Genomic DNA, 20,191 nt, shown 5'->3' on the forward strand with positions numbered 1-20,191 from the left:
TTCAATGTGTTGATGTAGCCGTAAGTTGATTGAAAGTTAGTTTCTTGATTGGCGATGATCGCGCCATCAACGTTAGCAAGAACCCTTCCGGCATCGTTGTGCACTTCACTTGCTGAGATCACATGATCGAGCTGTCGGTTGTCACTCTGAGACATGGTTTTGTTGCGATACGCGTCGTGAAGTTGGCCTTCTCACTGGGCAACCTTGTCCTCTTTACCCTTGGCTTTGTAGTTTGAATGACTATGGTAAGCATGAGAATCATATTTACCCCTGTCACGATATTCGTTTTTGACTTTATCAGACAGATAGATGTCTTTCTCACCGCTTTGGTATGCTCGTGCATTATGAATTGTTGCTACGTTCCCACCCTTTTTGTCATCAAAAAGCAGAAAATCTAAACCAAATGATGTCACTAAGCTTTGAACAACGGTTTTATGTAGCTCTTCTGTCAGTTGAAATTCTTTCTGTGCTTGAACAGTCATATCTATATCGCCGGATGTATGAGGAGCTAGCATAGCTAGCCCCTAGTCAAACTAAAATTGTTGAGATGCTTCGCTTGAAGTCGCTAAGTTTCTATCGATTTCTTGAGCGTTGATAACCTGTAGACCATCGGCATTTACTTCGATTTCTACTGCGTTGTCTTTATTCATTACAACTTTACCATCACTATCCATCTTTGGTTTGAATAATGGCGTTGTAATAATATCAGTCAGAATTGCTGCCACTTGGTAACCATTACCGATAATTTGGAGCAATTCATCAGCAATATCCTCTCGACTTTCACCAGACTTTATTACTCTTTCCATCTCTTTAAGAGCCTCAAAGTACGGAAGGAAAATACTGGTATAAATGCGCTCAATTTCTGTGTGCAGTTTTTTAACGTAAATACGAGTTTGCCCTAATTGATGTTGAGCTTTTTGCATCTTAGTAATGGCTTGCTCGACTTCCTTTCGAGATTTTTTCGCGTCAGATAGAGCCTCTTCAGCATGTGAAGCAAATGCAAAACCAGCAATTGCAATAATTGGAGCTGCAACTACACCGCCAAGAACCATCGCGCCTCCTGCCATGCCCATTCCGCCAGCACCGATAGCACCGCCACCGATTGCTGCCATTGTAGCGTTGTATGCAGCGGCACCAGAAAGTGCGGCAATTGGCGTCCCTGTTGAAGCTGCGGCAAGGGCCATTACACCACCATAAACAGCATATGCAGCCGCACCACCACCTACTGCACCTTTCGCAAGCTCACCAAGATAAGCTGTCGTAGAAAACGCCAAGCCATCTATTTTATCCAGTTTATGTTTTGGGAAATCTATAGAAATGTCACCAGCACTAGACTCATCTAACTTTTCGAGCAGGCTTTCCGCGATAGTACGAAATTCCTTAAACTCACTACCAACTTTAAGTTGCAACTCACCTAGTTTATTCAAATGCTCTTCAGTAATCTCATTCGCCTCATCGAAGCGAGATTTTGTAAACTCATAATCTGATTTCGCTTTTGCGATAATGTCATTCGCTTCTGTTTTATCTTGGTAACCATCATATCCCTTCTTTGCGCCGTAACCTGCGACTGCTGCTGCCGCTGCGCCTAAAATAAGTGGTAAAGGCATAATGCTCTCCAGTTGTAATTTCAGTTAATATTTGAATTGGTTAGGTCTATCTCACAATCGTCGAAACGGATATTGTTAACTTTATCTCCAAATGCCATTAGCCACCTTTTTAGCAGTAAAGAATCCGTAACCGTTGCTTTGATTTGGTAACTTTGTTCGCTTTTAGCTTCTATCGTTTGATCATCAGAAAGAGGTGTCTCTGATAGATACTGGCTGATTTTCTTATCTGTTGTGAAAGAAAGCACACCTACCACTCCTTCACCAAAGCCAAAGCGTCCATCCGCATCATACTGCTCTAAAGAGAAGTCCTTAGGACGCTCAAAGTTGAATGTTGATACCGTTGCTTTAGTAATCCGGTGTAATGCAAGACTTCTCTCATTATCAAACCCATCAAAACGACAAACTAAATAGATCCGATTGCTTTGCTGTGCTAGGCCTAAAGGCATAACTAATGCTGAATTTGTTCTATGATTGGCGTTTGTATATTCAACAGTGAGAAACCGATCATGAAACAAAGCTTCACTGACGGCATAAAATATATCTGACTCTATTTCTGGAGGCAGCAAAGGTTGAGTATCAGCGACAAACCGCACTTTCTTTAGCCAAGCGCGCTCTTTTGAACTTTCAGTTACAGAACGTAATTTGTGCCTCGCTTCGCTAAAAAAGCTTTGCATAGATGCCATTAAGCTCTGAGGTAAAAGGTTGCTTAAGTAGTCTTCTGCAAGTGCAAGCAGTAATGATTCTTGCGGAGTTAGCGTAGGCAGAGCTAAACCATCGATATTCTGTTTCAAAGAATATCCATATGGTTTGGTTCGATCATCACGCTCTATCTCAAAATGCTCACAAAGCATCTCAAGGTTACGCTGAATCGTCCTGATATCTCTTGCTATCCCTGCATGTTCTAACTCTTCGTGAAGTTCAGAAGCAGTAACTTTTCTAGAGCGTGGTATGCGCTTCAATAGTTCAAAAGCTAACACTAATGATTCACGAGTACTTGCTCGTTTAGTCATGCGTTGTATCTTCTAGAGCATCAAAACGCTACTTATCGCCGATGCCCATTGATTGAATAAGGTAGTCTCGTAGATCAGCATGTAAAATCATGCTGCGACATAATATGACGTACGTTATACACCACAATCACTACTGCGTAAACAATATACTATTCTAATGTGTTAAATAAAGTTTACCCAAGCAAACGACAAATTGTGCCGCATGCAATAGGTTAACTTTTAAAAATGAAGGGATATCTAAAAGGCAGGCATAAAAAAGCCCCAGAGACCGAGGCTTTTAGGAGAGGTTACACTCAGCGTCAAACTACAGAAGCTCAACCGACTGCTGCGCGATAACAAATTCTTCGTTGGTTGGGATAACCATCGCTACTGCATCTAGGACTTGTGATTTCGCGATGATACCAGCATTGCCGAAACGCGCGTCTTCGTTGCCTTTCTCGTCTTCAACGAAACCTAGAAGTTTAAGATTTGCTAGGATTTCGCGACGAATCGGTAGTGAGTTTTCACCGATACCACCCGTAAAGATAACAGCGTCTATGTTGCTTAATGGAATCATGTAAGAGCCGATGTACTTAGCTACGCGGTAAGTGAAGACTTCAAACGCCAGTTTCGCGCCTTCGTGCCCTTCTTCCATCGCTTCAAGAATGCCGCGAGCATCCGACGTTAGGCCAGACACACCTAAGAAACCAGACTTCTTGTTCAGCGTTTCAAATACTTTCTCTGCTGACCAACCTTTCTTGATTAGGAACTCGATGATACCTGGGTCTAAGTCGCCAGAGCGAGTACCCATCATCAGACCTGCTAGTGGAGTAAAGCCCATTGATGTGTCAACTGATTCACCATTAGCGATAGCACATACCGATGCACCGTTACCAAGGTGAACAGAGATAAAGCTGGACTCTTCGATTGGCTTATTCAGCATCTTCGCCGCTTCACGACTTACGAAGTAGTGGCTAGTGCCGTGGAAACCGTATCGACGGATACCGTACTCTTTGTACAGCTCGTTAGAGATTGCACCAGTGAATGCTTTTTGAGGCATTGTTTGGTGGAATGCAGTATCAAATACAGCGAATTGAGGAAGGCTCGGGAAAGCTTGCATTGCAGCTTCGATGCCTTTTGCGCCAGCTGGGTTGTGGAGCGGCGCCAGATCTGACAGGTTCTCAATTTCAGCAAGTACTTCATCGTTAATACGTACAGTAGAAGTGAACTTCTCTCCGCCGTGAACGATACGGTGACCCACGGCTACTAAATCTTTTGTGAAACCTAACGTATCCATTAGTGCAACGATTCGATTGATCGCATGCTGGTGGTGGCTGTCTGGAGCGTCAATTGATTCTTCAGTTTTCTCACCATTGTACTTCCAGCTGATAACTGCTTCAGGTAGACCAAAGCACTCACCTAGACCACTCACAATGGCATCACCAGATTTTGAGTCAATCACAGCAAATTTAAGTGAAGAGCTACCAGAGTTAATGACCAGTACAAACGAATTCGACATGGGTATGTTCCTGTTTCAGAGCAAATTAGTGAAGCGATATGCTTCTATTGTTGTGTGGCTACCATTATTCAATATTTTTTGAATCTTTCAACTTTATTTTTAAATCATCAACAAACTAAGTAATTTTTATTGATCTAAAGCAACTGTCGATTTAATTCACTCAAAAAAATTAATGACATTTTAATCGGTAAGCTCCAATTGCTTATACTTTAGTCATGTTTGAACCATTTAGCTTGATAAAACTCTCGATATAACTACAATTTAACAACACAAAATACTGTTAGGGTGATACGTTTGTTTACATTTGCAATTGTTTCGATAGCTACAGGCATATTTTTTCTGGCCTATGGTCTTTTGATTGCAAGAAAAATCTGTACAAAAACACGACATAATGGCTGGAAAGCACTCAGCGGCTTAATTGCTTGTTTCATCGTCGGTTACTCGGCCGTGTTGACGTCAGTTGCGCTTGAAAACAGCATCACACCTGTACTTTTTGGCCTCTCAATTATCTTACTTTCCGGTAGTATTTTTGTGTTGATGGTTTCTAGCTTCAGCTTAAAAACCATTTCTCAACTTCATGTGTTAGCAGAAGAAGAAAAATACAACGCCCTTCATGACTCATTGACTTCTCTACCGAATCGTAAACATTGTATTGAAACGATTCAGATGCTCATCGAAGAAAACGTTCCGTTCCAATTAATGCACCTCGATGTCGTCAACTTTAAACAAGTGAACGATGGTATGGGCCACTTTTGTGGTGATCACCTTCTTATGATGATCGGCCAACGAATTCGCTCTCATATAGAACAAGGAGACTTTGTCGCGCGTATTGGTGGTGACGAATTTGTCGTCATATTGCCGAAAAAGAGTCCTGAAGAAGCCACCCTAGTCGCAAAAAACATTAATGTGGATTTGAAAAAGCCATTTGTCATTGACGGGTTTGAATTAACGAGTGGTGCAGTCATCGGTGTCAGTACTTATCCGGCGCATGGGCAAAATGCAGAGCAGCTCATTAATTCAGCTGATATAGCCATGTATTGGGCTAAATCTTCAGAGCTTGAAATTGCCACATTCTCCCCAGAAATGAATCAGGGCGCTCGACGTAAACTCAAAATATCTCGCCAGATCGACGAAGCGTTGGAAAACAACCAGTTTAAACTGTTTTATCAACCTATTGTTTCTGGTAAATCCAACACAGTTGAGGGCTACGAAGCGCTAATGCGTTGGGTTGGTCCTGATGGCGTTCCCGTTGACCCAGTCGAGTTTATTCCCGTCGCTGAGCAAAGCAATAAAATCACCTCGATAACAGAGTGGATACTGAATCAAATCGCTAGAGACCTTGCCACGTTTCAAGATGCGGGTATTCAGTGCCCTATTCACGTGAACCTGTCTGCTAAAGACTTGATGAGTAGAAATATTGAGAACTTACTGACCAAACTGGCGTTCCAACACTCAACTTTCGTGCGCAATGTTGTTTTAGAGTTGACTGAAACTGCCGCGATTAATCGCCTACGCAGTCCAGAGCAAACTCTTCGGTCTTTAAAAGACTTAGGCTTTAAGATTGCTCTAGATGACTTTGGCACGGGCTACTCTTCGCTATCCTTACTTCGTGATCTGCCTGTCGATCAAATAAAGATCGATCGCTCGTTTGTTTATCAGCTGCAAAAAAATCAACGTAATCGCTCTATCGTAGAAAACTCAATTGCACTTGCACACGGACTTGGTTACTCCGTCGTGGCCGAAGGTGTCGAGAACCAAGCTGTCTATAACATCTTACGAGACAATCACTGTGACTTTGTACAAGGCTATTTCTTTAGTCCTGCGTTACCTATAGAGCGCGCTATCGAGTGGACACATAACTATCAACCTAATGCTTTAACAAATGTGGCTTATTCGCAATAAAAAAGCTGCCCCGAGAGGCAGCAAATGTTCAACACCTAATGGCAAAGATTAAAATTGATAAGCGGCTGAAAGCTTGAAGTTACGACCTGGTTCATAGTCGTCAGCTGCTACGTCTCCGATCATTCCTGATTTAGAGGCATGTGAGGTATATTCTGCGTCAAAGATATTATCAATGCCGAACGTCACCGATAAGTCTTCTGCCTGAGAAGGAATCCACTGAGCATAAAGATTGTGAACATCATAGCTCTCTTTTACTGGCGCACCGTCTTGTACATTATCTTCTTCAAGAACGACGATTGACGTCCACCCAAAGATCGTATCGATTGAGTCCGCTTGATAATCTAACGTTAGCGCGATGCTATCCCCAACATCTAGGCTTCGCGAGGAGCGACCTAGGGTATTTAGCACCGGTCCACCATTGGTTTTATCTTCGTTGTCTGATTTAGCGTAAGACAGCTTAGAATGGAAGTTTTTGTAACCATACGTCGCACTCATTTCAAAGCCTGTGAACTCCATATCACCATAGTTGTAGATGTTATAACCCGCTACAGCATTGGAATATTCAGCAACGATGTAATCATCAATGTCTGTTTTAAATACGGTTAAGTTTGCACTGACGTAATGTTCATCAAAGTGTTTATCGAAGCGCACGCCACCCTGTGTGTTTTGCCCTGTTTCCGCTTTAATATCATCGGCTAGGTACGCCACATCCTGGTATTTGACAAAAGATTCCAGCAGTTCTGGGCCTTTGAATAGGCTTCGTGTACTAGCGAATACTGTCCAGTCACTGTTTACTAACCACTCTGCCCCCAATGACCAAGTCACATCATCAAATGACTTCGTGCTCGTCGCAGCTTCACGTTTATAGTCATCGAATCGAACACCGGCAGTCACACTGAAATTCTCAGTGACGAACATTTGGTTCTCAGCAAAAATAGCACCGCTGATCGCTGTTTCATCGGCGTAGGTCGCTCCCCCATAGATACTTTTACTGTTCTTATCCATGTAATCGGCACCGTAAGTAACCGTATTGCTCAAACCAGCTATAATGACATCCGATTGGAAAGTCGCATTCAAGCCAGCGTTGCGATTTTCTGCGCTGTTAATGGACAGTCGGTCAGTCGGCCAACGGCTGGTCACATTACTTTCATCGCGTACAATCTCTGTTTTGCTGCTGTATAGAGTTACCTTGCCACGATGAACATCACCGCGTAACTCATAAGAGAGCGTCAACGTATCACGGTCATAATCGGTTGGGATGAGTTCTTCGTCGCTGCGAGATTTGTTTGCATCCACAGACCAGTCTGGCCTTGGGTTGTAATCCCCGCTGTCACGATACAAATCATAAGCCAGTTCAAATCGGTGAAGTTCTGACGGTTCGAAGCCAAGCTTTCCGAGCACATTATAGGTGTCCCCCTCAACCCCAAGGGTTTCTACTCCACGCCCATCATCAAAGTTGTCTCGATGGAGCATATGGCCATAAACCATTGCATCCACGTTGTCAGATAACATGCTATACAAAGTCAAAGAACCCTGCTGGCTCGCATTACTCGCGTATCCGCCATACACCCGAGTACCAAACGCTTCGTCGTACCTCAACAAGTCTTTGGCATCTTTCGTCTCGAATAACACTGAGCCACCAATACCATTTTGCGTCACTGAGTTGTTACCAACCTGGATATCCGCACTTTTCAAAATATCAGGATTTAAGGTCAAGTTGCCGATATGGTGGAACATGTTGGCGTGTTGTGACGCCCCATCAAGCCTGATATCGAGGTCTGTCTCACCTAAGCCACGAATATTAATACGTTGGTTTACTGAGTGAGTACCGCCCACATCAACGCCTGGGATGTCGCGCAGTAAATCAGACATATGATCCGCTTGCTTAACAGACATGTCAGCCGCACCGAGTGACTCCGAACTACTGGACACTTTTGTTCCCCAAACGATCACATCGTCAAAGTAGCTAACCTCTTCTTGTGCAACGATTGATGTCGAAAACGTACTAATGATCGCTGCTGTTAACAGTGAGAGTTTTTTGGGGAGCTGGTTTACCCTTTCCATGTGAGACTTCCTAAATCTAAATGATAACAATTCGCAGGTATGATATGTTCGTCTGTCATTGACGAAAAGATGAATTGGTTATGCAAAACTGCATATCACTTATGAGGAAGCACAACATGGCAGTCGCTACACGACAGGCAGGTCGAATACAGAAAATAGCAATCACGCAAAAGATTGAAAATTCAGAACGGCAGATGATTGTTGGTCAAACACCTCATGGGCGGTCGGCTTTGGTCGAAGGTAAATTCATTTCTCATAGCATGGACTCTGAGTTCTCAATCCATGCGGCTCAGTGCCTTGAATTAGAAGATTCCAACGTCATCTCAATGGCCCCGGCTTCAATCATCATCACTGTCTTACTTAAAGGGGAGCTCGATTTTGGTTACGATGATCTCTCGTTTTCTATCGATGGGAACAAAGAAGGCCAAGTTGCCATCGTAAACTTATCTCAGCCGGCAAGTTTTCGGCGTCGAATTATCAAAGACAACAACGTCACCAAACTAAATCTTATGTTAAGTCACCACTGGCTAAAAAAACGCATCAGTGGTCAGTGTAGCCTGAGTGACTTTATGTCCGTGCATAAAAACCACCTTCAACTTTCGGTCAATCAAGACGTTAAACAGATGGTCGAAAAGGTTTTACTGTTCGACAAGGTAGAATCATTTTCTGAACAAATAGCGATTGAGTCGCTATCGTTTCAGTTAATTGAAGCCTTGATGGGTCAAATTGATCTTCACAAATTACCATTGACCAACAAGCCTAGCGACACCGTAGACGTCACATCAATTGAAGATATTGTCTGTTTTATTGAAGCTAACCTGAGCGAATCCCACTCTGCGCAATCACTCGCTACTCGATTTGCCATGAGCACCTCAAACCTTCAACGAAAGTTCAAACTTCAATTGGGCATTACGCTAAACAGCTACATCAGAACGCGCCGACTCAATGTGGCGAAACAACACTTACAACGTGGCTTAGTCAGTGTCACCGAAGCGGCCTATGAAGCGGGATATAACCACCCTGCTAACTTTACCAACGCCTTTAAAAAAGAGTTTGGAGTTCCACCATTAGATATTGTCTCTGACACTCTATAGGTAACGTTTGTAGCTCTGTTCTCACTATGGCTTTCCGTATCACAAAGGCGTTAAAATAAGGACAGTATGACTAAGTTGCTTTCATTGTAGTAAGCGAGGAATATTAATGAACATTGGCGCAGTAGCGAAACTGACAGGTCTTTCGAGTAAGTCCATTCGTCTTTACGAAGATAAGGGGCTGATCAATGCTCCAGCACGCAGCGAGTCGGGTTACAGAGAGTATTCTGATCAGCATATTCAACAACTTAATCTGATTTCTCGTGCCAAGAGTGCAGGCTTTTCTCTTATTGAATGCAAAGAGTTTGTCCAACTCGCATCAAACCCAAACCGAAAAAGCAGTGAAGTGAAAGCAAAGGCAAAAGAGAAGCTCGATGAGGTACAGCACAAGATCGCACAGCTTCGTGAAATTGAACGTCAACTGAAAAGTTGGGTGTCCGTATGCCCGGGTGACTCAGGAAGTTCCTGCCCCATCATTGAAGACTTGACCAAGTAACCAACAAAAAAGCAGCGAAATATCGCTGCTTTTCAGTATGTTAAAGATGTAATTACGCAGACTCGACTTCGTTCACATGCAGTCGATAAATGAGATCATCATAAAGCTTACCACCAATCTCATAAGCATCGATTTCTCTTTCAGCAAGATTAAAGCCCGCCTTTTCCAGCACTTTACAAGAAGCGACATTTCCATCGGTAACGATCGCATTTACAGTGTGAATTGGGTAATTGTGAGTCACATGATCAATCAGTCCAATCAATGATTCTGTACCGTAGCCTTTACCATGAAACTCTGGTAACAATAGATAACCGACTTCAGCTTGATCTTGCTGTTCTTCTGAAACACATAAGCCTGTAACACCAATAGCCTGCCCTGTTGATTTTTCGCGAATAACAAGACATAACCAATGCAAACTTGGCCAAGACCACGTTGGTAATCGAGAGTCAAAACGTTCACGAATTTGCTCGCTAGAGGGCTTATTAAACGCGTAACGAATCACTTCGTCATCTTGATTTAGTCGTTCAAATAGCAGCCAGTCAGATTCCGTAATTTGTGTCATTGATAGCTTATCGGTTTCAATCTTTATCATTATACGTCTCTATGTTAAAAGCTTTGCTAGTGCAGTTTTAGACTCAACAACAATCGTGTGCAGTCGTGACTTATTGCTAGCATAACAATCAACTGGCTGAGTGTCTTTTTCTATTTCCAAACACACATCAAATAAGGCATCTAACCCCAAACTGCCTGCCGATCCTTTCAGCTTGTGGGCAACACTTTTTACGTCGTTACTATTCGTCTGTTCATGCGCTGAAGCTAGTAGTTCCAATGCTTCATCGGCACTACTGTAAAACAACTCCGCGATTTCTTGCATCTTTGGTTTGCCAAGGACATTCATATCTGATGTCACTATCGCTGGATTAATCACTGATCGTGCGGTCATAACGGTTTTCTCCTCATGACAATCACTTTGTTTCAAAAGTAACTCTTTGCCATCTAGGCTGTTTTGAACGGTGTGACAAAGCGCATCTTTGTCCAAAGGTTTGGGTAGATAACCATCAAAACCTGCTGAAAGATAGCTAGCCACTTCCTCATTATAGACATGGGCCGACACCGCTATCATCGGCGTTGGCGGGTTACCGCACTCACGTTCTGAACGTTTTAGTTGTGCCAGTAAGTCAACACCGTTGCAGTCTGGTAGGTTGATATCCATTAAAACAATATCAAATCGTTGCGAATCAAACAGCGCAGCCGCACTTTGGCCATCAACTGCGGTATGTACTTGATGCCCCATACTGTTCAAGAAGCCTTCTGCCACCATGCAGTTTACTGGGTTGTCTTCAATCAACAGAACTTTGGCATCAATTAGGCACTCAGAGCTTGTCTCTAATTCTTCAACCGCGTGACCGACGACCAATGGAATTGAGAACCAGAATCGACTGCCTTCACCTGAGGTGGACTCAACATTCAACTGGCCACCCATCGCTTCGACAATACGTCGACTAATCGCAAGGCCAAGCCCTGTTCCCCCCTTCGCACTCAATCCGCCAGATGCTTGAGTAAACGCATCAAACAGTGTTAACTGCTCCTGTTCGCTAATACCAACACCACTGTCAGTGACTTCAAACAGAACATTACCTTCGATATCAAGATCCAAAGAGACATAGACATCAACATGACCAGAGTCGGTAAACTTAATCGCATTACCCACCAAGTTATTTAACACCTGACTAATTCGCGTCACGTCACCGTGCCAGTACTTCTCGACATCGGATTCAATAAAAGACTCGAGTGCTAGTGATTTCTCTTGTGCTCGCCCATCTAACAGTTGTTTTGTATCTTCAACCATCGAATATAGATTAAAGTCTGTTGGGCGTATCGCTAAATGCCCCGCCTCTATCTTTGAGTAATCCAATACATCATTCAGAATCGCTAATAGCGTTCGACCACTGCGGTTAATGACATCGACATAGTGCCCTTGTGTGCTATTCAGACCTGCATCCTTTAGCAAGCGGGCTGTCCCAAGTACACCATTCATTGGAGTTCGTATTTCGTGGCTCATGGTCGCTAAGAATGCAGATTTTGCCTTACTTGCTTGTTCAGCCTCTTTCCGTGCTCTAGCATGATTTTCAACCTCTTCGTTGAGGCGAACATTGGCATTTTGAAGCTGGTGCGTGCGCTCTGTAATCAGCTCTTCTAGGTGCTCTTTGTGTTCTTCTAGTTCGCGTTTTGCTTTGGTTTCACTCTCAGCAACGACTTTAAGTGCGCGCGCTGTATCTCGCGCGGTAATAATGGCCTGCCCCATGTGTGCAAGCTCATCGTTACCTTTCACAGTCACATCTACTTGAAGCTGACCTTTCGCGATGGAAAGAAGAGCTGATGAATACTCTGCTAGTCGTTTTAAAACCGACAAATAGACCACTTTCCAAACGATTAAAACCGCACCCACCATGCCGAGTATGGTAATAATCGTCAGGGTTAACTGAGCGTAATCCAGTGTAGTTTTTAACTCTGCGACCGCTTTTGTTGTCGCCGCATTCGATTCATCGATAAGCTTGTTTACTGTGGTATTCAGTGTTGAGAACTGGGTCAAAGTATCTTGCATGAGCTGCTGAGCAAGAAGTTCGTTCTCGTAACGTTTTAGGAGCACTTCGAATACCACTTCACGTTGTTCTAATTGAACAAGCAAATCGACCATTTGAATCGATCGAGTAGGATCTTCTACCGCTTTCACTCGGCGCTTCATAATCGACAAGTTGTTGTTGAACTCCTGACGGATCGTGCGAATACGGTCAATATTCGAAATAGTTCGCGTCTCTTCGATATGATTGAGTAGCTTAAAAGCCAACAGATGAAGCTCGTGTAAGCGCTCAGCCAAGTCAAGGTCGACCTCAACCAAGGTATCGAGCGCTCGGTAGGCTTGTTGCTTATTATCGCTCTCCAACAGGTCGTAAATATGCGTAACGTTCGCGACTGCAATGGTTGATGTATTGGAGACCTGAGTACGTGTAAGTTGTTCCAGTTCTTTGGCTAACTCGCGTAGCTGCGATGTTCTGACTTTAAGTTCACTATCGAGAAATAGTCGCTTTTCGACACTAATACCCAATTTAGCGAGTGTATCGATGACGACTTGAAGGTCAGATTCCAACTTATTAAGCAATGATGAATCAAACGAGTCCGATCCTAACTGTTTGATGTGTGTAAGCAGAGACTCTAATTGCGAGAATAGTGCCTGACCTGATGCTTGACGTTCCGCTTCGGTCTTCGCATTTGATAATGTTTGCACCGATGAAATGATGCGTGAACTGAGTTCCGATACCTGGCGGGCTTCAATCATAGATGGAATTGCAGAGTTAACGACGTTACGCTCAGTTTTAGCCACCGAAGTGAAACCAAATACACCAATCAGAGCGGAAATCAAAACCAGCAGTGCCATCGCGATAAACGCAAACAGCAACTTACGACCAATACTGGCTTTAGCGAGTAACATAGAGAATCTTCACTTCTTTAGTCTTCTATAATGCGGTATATTTTGCAGTGTTTATTGTGCCTTTACCAACGAAATACTGCATGTCTTTGATCTCCGCTATTAAAAAGCGAGCACCACTCCTCAGCATGGTTAGCCTGCTGACTATCCCTAACTTGGCTCAAGCCAACGAGCCCGAACGTATCTGCGCGGTATACCCGCATTTGAAAGACTCTTATTGGCTTTCAGTTAACTATGGGATGGTCGATGAAGCCAATCAGCAAGGCGTTGATTTAAGAGTGCTTGAGTCTGGGGGCTACCTAAACTTTGAAAAGCAAAAAGAGCAAATTTCACTTTGTGTGCGTTGGGATGCTGACGCCATTATTTTAGGTACGGTCTCCCCTGACTTGTTCTACACGTCTCTGCGTCAAACTGCGAGTTCTACACCAGTTTTTGCTGCCGTGAATGAGCTGAGCGTCGATGAAGCTAACAGCAATGTGGTTAAAGGTCAGGTTGGCGTAGATTGGTATTGGATGGGTCATTACACCGGAGAATACCTTAAGGCCAAACACCCCACAGGTTCAGGCATCGCGAATGTCGTGTTATTACCGGGCCCTCAGTCAAGCGGTGGTACAAAGCCTGTCGTCAAAGGCATTTATGATGCGATCAAAGGAAGCGACATTCGAATCATCGACACCTATTGGGCTGATAATGACAAGGAGTTACAGCGTAACCTAGTTCAAACCGCCATCGACAATAAGAACACCGATTACATAGTGGGCAGCGCCGTTGCAATCGAAGCGGCCATTAGCGAACTGAGAAGTTCAAATATGCAAGACAGTATCGGTTTAGTTTCAACTTACTTAAGTCACGGCGTATACCGAGGACTTTTAAGAGGCCGTGTTGAATTCGCACCAACAGATAAAATGGTAAAACAAGGCCGCCTCTCAATCAGACAAGCGGTCAGTTACCTCCGCGGAGAACAGTACAACCGTGTTGTTGCCCCTACGATTGAACCTTTAACACCAGATAATTTAGACTCAGAAGTGATCGATCAATCTCTATCGCCTTCAGAGTACCGCCCTACTTTTTACGTCTATAACGAAAACAAATAATTAGGAAGTCTTGATGGAAAAAACGACTCGTACACTACCGGAAAACAAACACATCGCACTTGTTGCTCATGACAATTGTAAGCCTGAGCTGCTGCGTTGGGTTACTGAGAACAAAGAGAAGCTGCAAGGACATTTCTTGTATGCGACAGGCACCACTGGCTCAATGCTGAGTAAAGAAACGGGCCTAGCAATCAAAAGTATGATCAGCGGCCCAATGGGTGGTGACCAACAGCTAGGTGCCCTTATCTCAGAAGGTAAGATTGATGTACTGATCTTTTTCTGGGATCCACTCAACGCCGTACCTCATGACCCTGATGTAAAAGCACTATTGCGTATTGCGAGCGTTTGGAATATTCCAGTTGCAACAAACCGCGCAACCGCTAAGTTCATCATTGAGTCTGAGCTGATTACCGAAAAAGTAGATATTGAGATCCCTGATTACGAAGCTTACCTAGCGAATCGTACTTAACACCATCTCAAGATGAATAAAAAAAAGCCTGCATCGACGCAGGCTTTGTTATTTTAAGCAGTTTGTAAGGACGCTTTCGCTTGTCTATCTCTGAAAAATAGACTGTAAAGCACTGGCACTACACCAAGGGTCAGCACCGTTCCCACTGCCATACCAAAGATCATCACAATCGCCATCGAGTACCAGAACTCCCCGCCAGAGATAGCAAGCGGTACAAGCCCAAGAATCGTTGTCAGCGTCGTCATTATGATAGGTCTAAAACGCGTAACACAGGCTTCAACAATAGACGACTTCACAGAAAGACCTGTCTCTCTTTGCTGTTCGATACAATCGATTAAGACAATACCATTGTTAATAATGATCCCCGCTAGACTGAAGATGCCTAACATTGCTGGGAACGTAAAATACGCATCCATGATAAGCAAGCCTGATGATGCACCAATCAATGACAGCGGAATCGTCATTAAGATAATTGCTGGGCGGCGAATTGAGTTAAATTGCAAAAGCAACAGCAAGATCATCACAGCAAAGCACTGAGGTAAGTAACCAAATAACGCGCCGTTTGCCTTGCTCGCCCCTTTTAGCTCACCACCAAGGTAAATATCGTAACCTGGAGGAAGGTCAAGCTTATCCAACGCTGGCTGAACCAGTTTATTTAATTCGCTAGCCTGAAGCGAATCGTGTTTAACGCTGATCGTTACTGTACGCTCTAAGTTAAAACGACGGATGACTGACGGCTCGCTATGTGCCTCAATGGTTGCGAATTGAATCAAAGGTAATGCCGCCCCCGTACCACTTGATACGATTTGAGCAGAGAATAACTCTTCGATTCGTTTATCTTCATCACTGCCACTTACAACGACTGGAATGACATCTTCGTCACTGCGATAGCTTGTGATTGTCTTTCCACGTAAATAGCCTTCTAGGCTCTGAGCGATGTCTCGGCTTGAAACCCCTGCTCTAAGCGCTAATGCTTGGTCAATATTTACCACAAGCTTAGGCACGTTGTTTTCCCAATCGTTGCGTACACCGACTGCACCCGGAATTTGTCGAAGAACTTGCTCGATTTCTAATGCGATGTTTTGCAAGGTCTCGATGTCTTCCCCAACGACTTGATATTCCACTAACCCTAACTCTGTGCCACCAAGCCACATACGTTTCGCTTGACCACTTGCTTCAGGAAGATCGGTGTTAAAGAAACGGTTGGTCTTTTCAACCATGGTCAGTGCGGCATTGGAGTCTGTGGTGTTTACAACTAAAAATGCACGATTTGGTTGGCGATCTATTGGAGACAGAGCCAAGAAAAAACGAGGACCACCATCACCAACATACGCAACGGTACTGGTCACTTCTGGATTTTCTTCTTGGTTAAGTAACCAATTATTAAGACGTTCAGTCACTCTTTCCGTTTCGGAAACTTTTGTCCCAGCAGGCAGATCGACAAAAACCAAATATTGGTTGCGCTCCGAACCTGGCATGAATTGAACCGTTACAAAACGGAAACCATAAATAGCTAGGGCAAAAATAACCAATACAGTTGTAATAAAGCTAAAGCGGAAATTCAATACTGTGGTAATCGCCTTACGATAACCAGTATGAAACTTTGTCTCTTTCGCTGGTTGATTTCCTTCTTTGCTATCGCGCATGAACCATACGCACATAACAGGGGTAGCGAAAAGACACAGAAACCAAGAGCTAAGAAGCGCAATGGTAATTACCTGAGAGAGTGAACGCAGATATTCACCCGTCACATCTTGTGCGAGCAGCAATGGCATAAAGGCCAAAATTGTCGTTAACGATGAGGTAAGCAGCGGCAGCGCCATGGTACGAGAAGCTTCAATGGCAGCCTCTTTTCGTTCTACGCCCTCTGCAATCTTAGTTTTTATGTACTCCGCAATAACGATACCGTTATCCACCAGCAGCCCGAGTGCAATGATGATCGCCGCAATCGACATTCTTTGCAGTTCGACACCCCACAATGTCATTCCTATAACAGTCATTAAGATGGTTAAAGGAACGATACTGCCGACAATCAGCCCCATTCTGACGCCAAGAAATATCATTACGACGGCTAAGACGACACCGATTGTCTGCAATAAGTTATTGGTTGCAGACTTCACTGCAACATCAACTTTTTCTGGTTGGAATGTCGCTAACTCTAACTGCATACCTACTGGTAGTTTTGTTTTCTCTTCAGTAAGAAAACGCTCAATCTCTTGCCCGAACTGGTCACTCTGCGCGCCATCAATCATCGCCGCAGCAATAATGATCGCGCGTTGATTGTTGAAATAGACAGGTGTGTTAAATGGCTCCTCATAACCGCGGTAGACTGTCGCTAAATCACGTAAGAAAACCGTGTTATCAAGCTCACGAATGTACAAATCAAGGTTAAGGATATCTTCGACAGACTGAAAGTTGCCGGTGGGTTCAATCTCTACTTCCAATGAGTCCGCTTCAATCACACCACCAGGCATCACAACGTTTCGAGCCTGTAGTGTTTGGATCACTTGCTTAAACTGAAACTTGTCGTTTTCAAGCGCATCAGGGTTAGCCTTAATCCAGATACGTTCTTCATTAACGCCATACAATTCAACCTGTGATACGGTTCGTTGACTGTTCAAACGGTCTTGGATGTTTTCAGCGACCGTGTTCAACTCGCCTTGCGTAAAGTCATCACCATAAAGTGCAATCGTTGCCGAATAGACCTGACCAAACTCATCATTTACAAATGGGCCTTGGGTCCCATCAGGAAGTTGGGGCTTTATCGCATCCATTCGGTTACGAAGATTGTCCCAAATAGGTTGGAGATCAAAAAACTGGTCATCAACCGTTACGTTAATTTGAGCAACCCCCGTACGAGAAAATGACTTAATATCCGTCACTTCAGGGATCTGCTTGATCTCTCGCTCTAGTGGTTTGGTAATGAAGTTTTCGATTCGCTCTGGCGACATTCCCGGGAACTGAGCAACCACCACTGCATTTCGAATGACAATCTCAGGATCTTCTTTGCTAGGCGCACTCATAAAGGTTTTGTAACCAATGAGCACCAGCATGATGAGAAATACTTGAGTAAAGCGATTAAAGTTAAGCGCTAAGCGGGTCAACTTTTCCATGGTGTCTCTCCTTAAATACCATTCCAAAGAGACACTTGTTGCCCTTCAAACAAATAAGGCACACCAGCAACGACAACCTTTTCACCAGCAGAAAGATTATTCAGTACAACCACATCGCTATTGATATTGCGTCGGACTTGAACATAACGTTTTTCAAGAGTTAACTGCTCGTTGACGACAAAGATAGCCGCATTGTTCTGCTCGCCACGCTCTTCATAATCATTAAAGTCAAACGCCGTTAGCGGCAAAAACACAATCTTTTCATTTTGCTGACCAATGTTGAACTCCACGTGCGCCGTCATACCATTTCTCAGTAAATCATGAGCTTGACTCAACATAAGAGTCACGCTGTAGGCATTGCCCTTTTCGACCACAGCGCCAATTTCACTGACTGAACTTTCAAGTACTAATCCATTTAGAGCAGGAATAATCACGTTAATCTGTTCGCCAAAATCCACTTCACCGATTAGAGATTCTGGAACCAAAAAGTCCACTTGGTAAGCGTTCGAGTTGATCAGTTCAATGACCGTTGTACCGGAGCTAATCTTAGTAAACTCATCAAGAAATACCGCACTTACCTGACCTGAGAATGGCGCGTATAAAGCAGTTCGTGCAAGGCTAAGCTCTGCGTTGTTAACGTCTGTGACCGCAACATTCACTTGCTGCGCTTTTGCATCAAGATCCGCTTTAATTGAAAAGAGTTCAGAGTCCGATACGAATCCTTTTTCCTTAAGCTTATTTGCTCGCTCATATTGGTCTTTGGCTTGGACGTGTGCAGCCGTAGCTGACCCTAAAGACGCTCTTGCCTTAGCTAAAGCAAGTTTAAACTCTTCTTTGTCTAGCTCAGCAATGAGCTCTCCCTTTTCTACTCGTTGGCCCTTTTTGATATGGAGGACTTCGATTGTACCACTCACTTTGAAACTTAGAGGGGATGTAGTTGCACTCTTCACCTCACCGCCAAACTGCCTAGTTTGCTGATGATCAGCGAATTCCGTTTCGATATATTTTACACTTTTGACTTGAAGTTCAGCGACATTCGATGCGTTTTCCGAACGTTCACCACATGCACTTAGTGCAACGAGAAATGGCAGTAGTAGTAGGCGTTTCAAAGTATCAATCTCTAAATGGTATTTTGTACCATTATATACAAAACGGCGTTTTTTTAAAGTTAGCAGATCTTGATTATATGAATTGCTTCCCAATAATATTCAAATTATAAGGCGATCGGACTTCTAAGAAGAGAATTAGACTAAAATGGAATTGTAACGTTTAGGGTATGGCGTTAATCTGTCCAAGAATAATAAAAAATATACCCATCTAAACTAATCGCTGTTGCTAGGAGATCACTCTATGTGTAAAGAGAAAACATCAAATGATGTGCTATGTTGCCCACTGTGCGGCAGTGAAGAGTACTTACTCTCGTCTAGTGACAAGATGCTGTGTGCGGAGTGCGGTTCTTTCTTTGAAGACATCAAAACGGTCATTAACGAGCAGCCGATTCCTCGCCCTCTTTCTAATACTCAAAGTATCGGCTATGTCCCCGTTTCTTTAATGCATTAATTCCCTTTAGATTAACGACTCCAACTCTTTCAAACTGTGGATCTTCGTCAGCTCTAACTCATGAGATTTGTTGTTCAGCCTTGTAAGGTGCACAGTATGAACGCCAGCTCGAATGCCCGCTTCAAGACCTTTTGGCGTATCATCGACATAGACACACTCTTGCAGCCTAAAGCCCATATTCATTGCACTGTATAAAATAAGGTCAGGTTCAGGTTTCCAACTGTTGGTATCAAACGCAGAGAATATTTTCCCTTTAAAGAAAGGTAGAAGCCCAGTTAACTCAAGAGATCGTGTTATTTTGTCTACCGGGCCATTAGAAGCGACACAGTACTCCACACCACGCTGATTGAGGTTATCGAGCATTTCAAACACGCCATCCATTGGCTTCAACTGTTCTTCAAACAGATCATCGAGAATGTCGCGATAAATGGGTTCTAATCGATCTATTGAAACCGTTACCCCTAAACGCTGTTTCGTCGCCGCTAAGATGTCAGCAAGCTTGCCACCTTCAAAGTGGTTAATCGCTTCTTCCATTGTTAACGTTGCATTGAAGCGATGGAAGGTTTCGCATAGTGCCTGACAACAAAGTCGCTCACTATCGACAAGCGTGCCATCACAATCAAAGATTACGCATTGTGCTTGTGTATTTGCCATGAAAATCACCTTCTTATTTCGCTTCGAGAAATATTAGAAAATTTGGTGATAATTAAAATGACCCAGTTAACAGTTTATTTGATTGGATGAGATTAGATGCAGAAGTTTAGAGTACGTCACCTTTTTTGGTGTCCATACTCACATAA

General features: G+C 43.6%; 16 protein-coding genes. 6 read left to right on the forward strand and 10 right to left on the reverse strand.

Features of this window, described 5'->3' with window-relative positions; all coding sequences use genetic code 11:
* Positions 1–191: 191 nt before the first annotated feature.
* The 4 genes from F0231_RS20990 to F0231_RS17205 all read right to left on the reverse strand — a co-directional run bounded on the left by F0231_RS20990 (position 192) and on the right by F0231_RS17205 (position 4,115).
* Entirely contained in the window at positions 192–515 is a 324-nt protein-coding gene (locus F0231_RS20990) for a hypothetical protein (RefSeq protein WP_253825825.1), read from the reverse strand.
* An 18-nt stretch (positions 516–533) separates the two neighbouring features.
* The gene (locus F0231_RS17195; RefSeq protein WP_171760930.1) at positions 534–1,607 is read right to left on the reverse strand and encodes a chemotaxis protein; all 1,074 of its coding nucleotides are present in this window, start codon (positions 1,605–1,607) and stop codon (positions 534–536) included.
* 20 nt (positions 1,608–1,627) lie between these two features.
* A complete protein-coding gene (locus F0231_RS17200; protein ID WP_171760931.1) occupies positions 1,628–2,617 on the reverse strand; it encodes a YafY family protein in 990 nt (329 codons plus the stop codon).
* Positions 2,618–2,921: 304 nt separating this feature from the next.
* Entirely contained in the window at positions 2,922–4,115 is a 1,194-nt protein-coding gene (locus tag F0231_RS17205) for an acetate/propionate family kinase (protein WP_171760932.1), read from the reverse strand.
* Between the two features lie 294 nt (positions 4,116–4,409).
* On the opposite strand from F0231_RS17205, the gene F0231_RS17210 reads away from it, so the two are divergent.
* The gene (locus F0231_RS17210; RefSeq protein ID WP_171760933.1) at positions 4,410–6,017 is read left to right on the forward strand and encodes a bifunctional diguanylate cyclase/phosphodiesterase; all 1,608 of its coding nucleotides are present in this window, start codon (positions 4,410–4,412) and stop codon (positions 6,015–6,017) included.
* A gap of 48 nt (positions 6,018–6,065) precedes the next feature.
* Here F0231_RS17210 and F0231_RS17215 read toward each other — a convergent pair whose 3' ends face one another.
* A complete protein-coding gene (locus tag F0231_RS17215) occupies positions 6,066–8,081 on the reverse strand; it encodes a TonB-dependent siderophore receptor (protein ID WP_171760934.1) in 2,016 nt (671 codons plus the stop codon).
* 116 nt (positions 8,082–8,197) lie between these two features.
* Between F0231_RS17215 and F0231_RS17220 the strand changes: the two genes are divergently transcribed.
* Both F0231_RS17220 and cueR read left to right on the forward strand, forming a co-directional pair.
* Positions 8,198–9,175 carry an AraC family transcriptional regulator gene (locus F0231_RS17220; protein WP_171760935.1) on the forward strand — a complete coding sequence of 326 codons (978 nt, stop codon included), beginning with the start codon at positions 8,198–8,200 and terminating at the stop codon, positions 9,173–9,175.
* 106 nt (positions 9,176–9,281) lie between these two features.
* The gene (cueR, locus tag F0231_RS17225; protein WP_171760936.1) at positions 9,282–9,668 is read left to right on the forward strand and encodes a Cu(I)-responsive transcriptional regulator; all 387 of its coding nucleotides are present in this window, start codon (positions 9,282–9,284) and stop codon (positions 9,666–9,668) included.
* A gap of 52 nt (positions 9,669–9,720) precedes the next feature.
* Here the strand turns inward: cueR and F0231_RS17230 are convergent, their stop codons facing one another.
* Positions 9,721–10,260: a GNAT family N-acetyltransferase gene (locus F0231_RS17230; RefSeq protein WP_171760937.1), complete on the reverse strand. Its 540-nt coding sequence runs from the start codon at positions 10,258–10,260 to the stop codon at positions 9,721–9,723.
* A gap of 9 nt (positions 10,261–10,269) precedes the next feature.
* Positions 10,270–13,158 carry a TMAO reductase system sensor histidine kinase/response regulator TorS gene (gene torS, locus F0231_RS17235; protein ID WP_171760938.1) on the reverse strand — a complete coding sequence of 963 codons (2,889 nt, stop codon included), beginning with the start codon at positions 13,156–13,158 and terminating at the stop codon, positions 10,270–10,272.
* 80 nt (positions 13,159–13,238) lie between these two features.
* On the opposite strand from torS, the gene torT reads away from it, so the two are divergent.
* Positions 13,239–14,249 (forward strand): TMAO reductase system periplasmic protein TorT, encoded by a 1,011-nt coding sequence (torT, locus tag F0231_RS17240; RefSeq protein ID WP_171760939.1) that lies wholly within the window; start codon positions 13,239–13,241, stop codon positions 14,247–14,249.
* Between the two features lie 13 nt (positions 14,250–14,262).
* The gene (locus tag F0231_RS17245; protein ID WP_171760940.1) at positions 14,263–14,718 is read left to right on the forward strand and encodes a methylglyoxal synthase; all 456 of its coding nucleotides are present in this window, start codon (positions 14,263–14,265) and stop codon (positions 14,716–14,718) included.
* A 53-nt stretch (positions 14,719–14,771) separates the two neighbouring features.
* Here the strand turns inward: F0231_RS17245 and F0231_RS17250 are convergent, their stop codons facing one another.
* On the reverse strand, positions 14,772–17,831 hold the full coding sequence (locus F0231_RS17250) for an efflux RND transporter permease subunit (protein ID WP_171760941.1): 3,060 nt from the start codon (positions 17,829–17,831) through the stop codon (positions 14,772–14,774).
* Between the two features lie 11 nt (positions 17,832–17,842).
* Entirely contained in the window at positions 17,843–18,940 is a 1,098-nt protein-coding gene (locus F0231_RS17255) for an efflux RND transporter periplasmic adaptor subunit (RefSeq protein WP_171760942.1), read from the reverse strand.
* 241 nt (positions 18,941–19,181) lie between these two features.
* Between F0231_RS17255 and F0231_RS17260 the strand changes: the two genes are divergently transcribed.
* Positions 19,182–19,391 carry a hypothetical protein gene (locus F0231_RS17260; protein ID WP_171760943.1) on the forward strand — a complete coding sequence of 70 codons (210 nt, stop codon included), beginning with the start codon at positions 19,182–19,184 and terminating at the stop codon, positions 19,389–19,391.
* A 6-nt stretch (positions 19,392–19,397) separates the two neighbouring features.
* Here F0231_RS17260 and F0231_RS17265 read toward each other — a convergent pair whose 3' ends face one another.
* On the reverse strand, positions 19,398–20,045 hold the full coding sequence (locus tag F0231_RS17265; RefSeq protein ID WP_171760944.1) for an HAD-IA family hydrolase: 648 nt from the start codon (positions 20,043–20,045) through the stop codon (positions 19,398–19,400).
* Between the last annotated feature and the right edge of the window lie 146 nt (positions 20,046–20,191).

Origin of the sequence: Vibrio sp. RE86 (genome assembly GCF_013114545.1) — a bacterium.
Lineage (GTDB): Bacteria > Pseudomonadota > Gammaproteobacteria > Enterobacterales > Vibrionaceae > Vibrio.

Bases quoted from the DNA above. Each gene is read 5' to 3' on its own strand.
- F0231_RS20990 (WP_253825825.1), bottom strand. From the start codon at position 515: ATGCTAGCTCCTCATACATCCGGCGATATAGATATGACTGTTCAAGCA.
- F0231_RS17195 (WP_171760930.1), bottom strand. From the start codon at position 1,607: ATGCCTTTACCACTTATTTTAGGCGCAGCGGCAGCAGCAGTCGCAGGT.
- F0231_RS17200 (WP_171760931.1), bottom strand. From the start codon at position 2,617: ATGACTAAACGAGCAAGTACTCGTGAATCATTAGTGTTAGCTTTTGAA.
- F0231_RS17205 (WP_171760932.1), bottom strand. From the start codon at position 4,115: ATGTCGAATTCGTTTGTACTGGTCATTAACTCTGGTAGCTCTTCACTT.
- F0231_RS17215 (WP_171760934.1), bottom strand. From the start codon at position 8,081: ATGGAAAGGGTAAACCAGCTCCCCAAAAAACTCTCACTGTTAACAGCA.
- F0231_RS17220 (WP_171760935.1), top strand. From the start codon at position 8,198: ATGGCAGTCGCTACACGACAGGCAGGTCGAATACAGAAAATAGCAATC.
- cueR (WP_171760936.1), top strand. From the start codon at position 9,282: ATGAACATTGGCGCAGTAGCGAAACTGACAGGTCTTTCGAGTAAGTCC.
- F0231_RS17230 (WP_171760937.1), bottom strand. From the start codon at position 10,260: ATGATAAAGATTGAAACCGATAAGCTATCAATGACACAAATTACGGAA.
- torS (WP_171760938.1), bottom strand. From the start codon at position 13,158: ATGTTACTCGCTAAAGCCAGTATTGGTCGTAAGTTGCTGTTTGCGTTT.
- torT (WP_171760939.1), top strand. From the start codon at position 13,239: ATGTCTTTGATCTCCGCTATTAAAAAGCGAGCACCACTCCTCAGCATG.
- F0231_RS17245 (WP_171760940.1), top strand. From the start codon at position 14,263: ATGGAAAAAACGACTCGTACACTACCGGAAAACAAACACATCGCACTT.
- F0231_RS17250 (WP_171760941.1), bottom strand. From the start codon at position 17,831: ATGGAAAAGTTGACCCGCTTAGCGCTTAACTTTAATCGCTTTACTCAA.
- F0231_RS17260 (WP_171760943.1), top strand. From the start codon at position 19,182: ATGTGTAAAGAGAAAACATCAAATGATGTGCTATGTTGCCCACTGTGC.
- F0231_RS17265 (WP_171760944.1), bottom strand. From the start codon at position 20,045: ATGGCAAATACACAAGCACAATGCGTAATCTTTGATTGTGATGGCACG.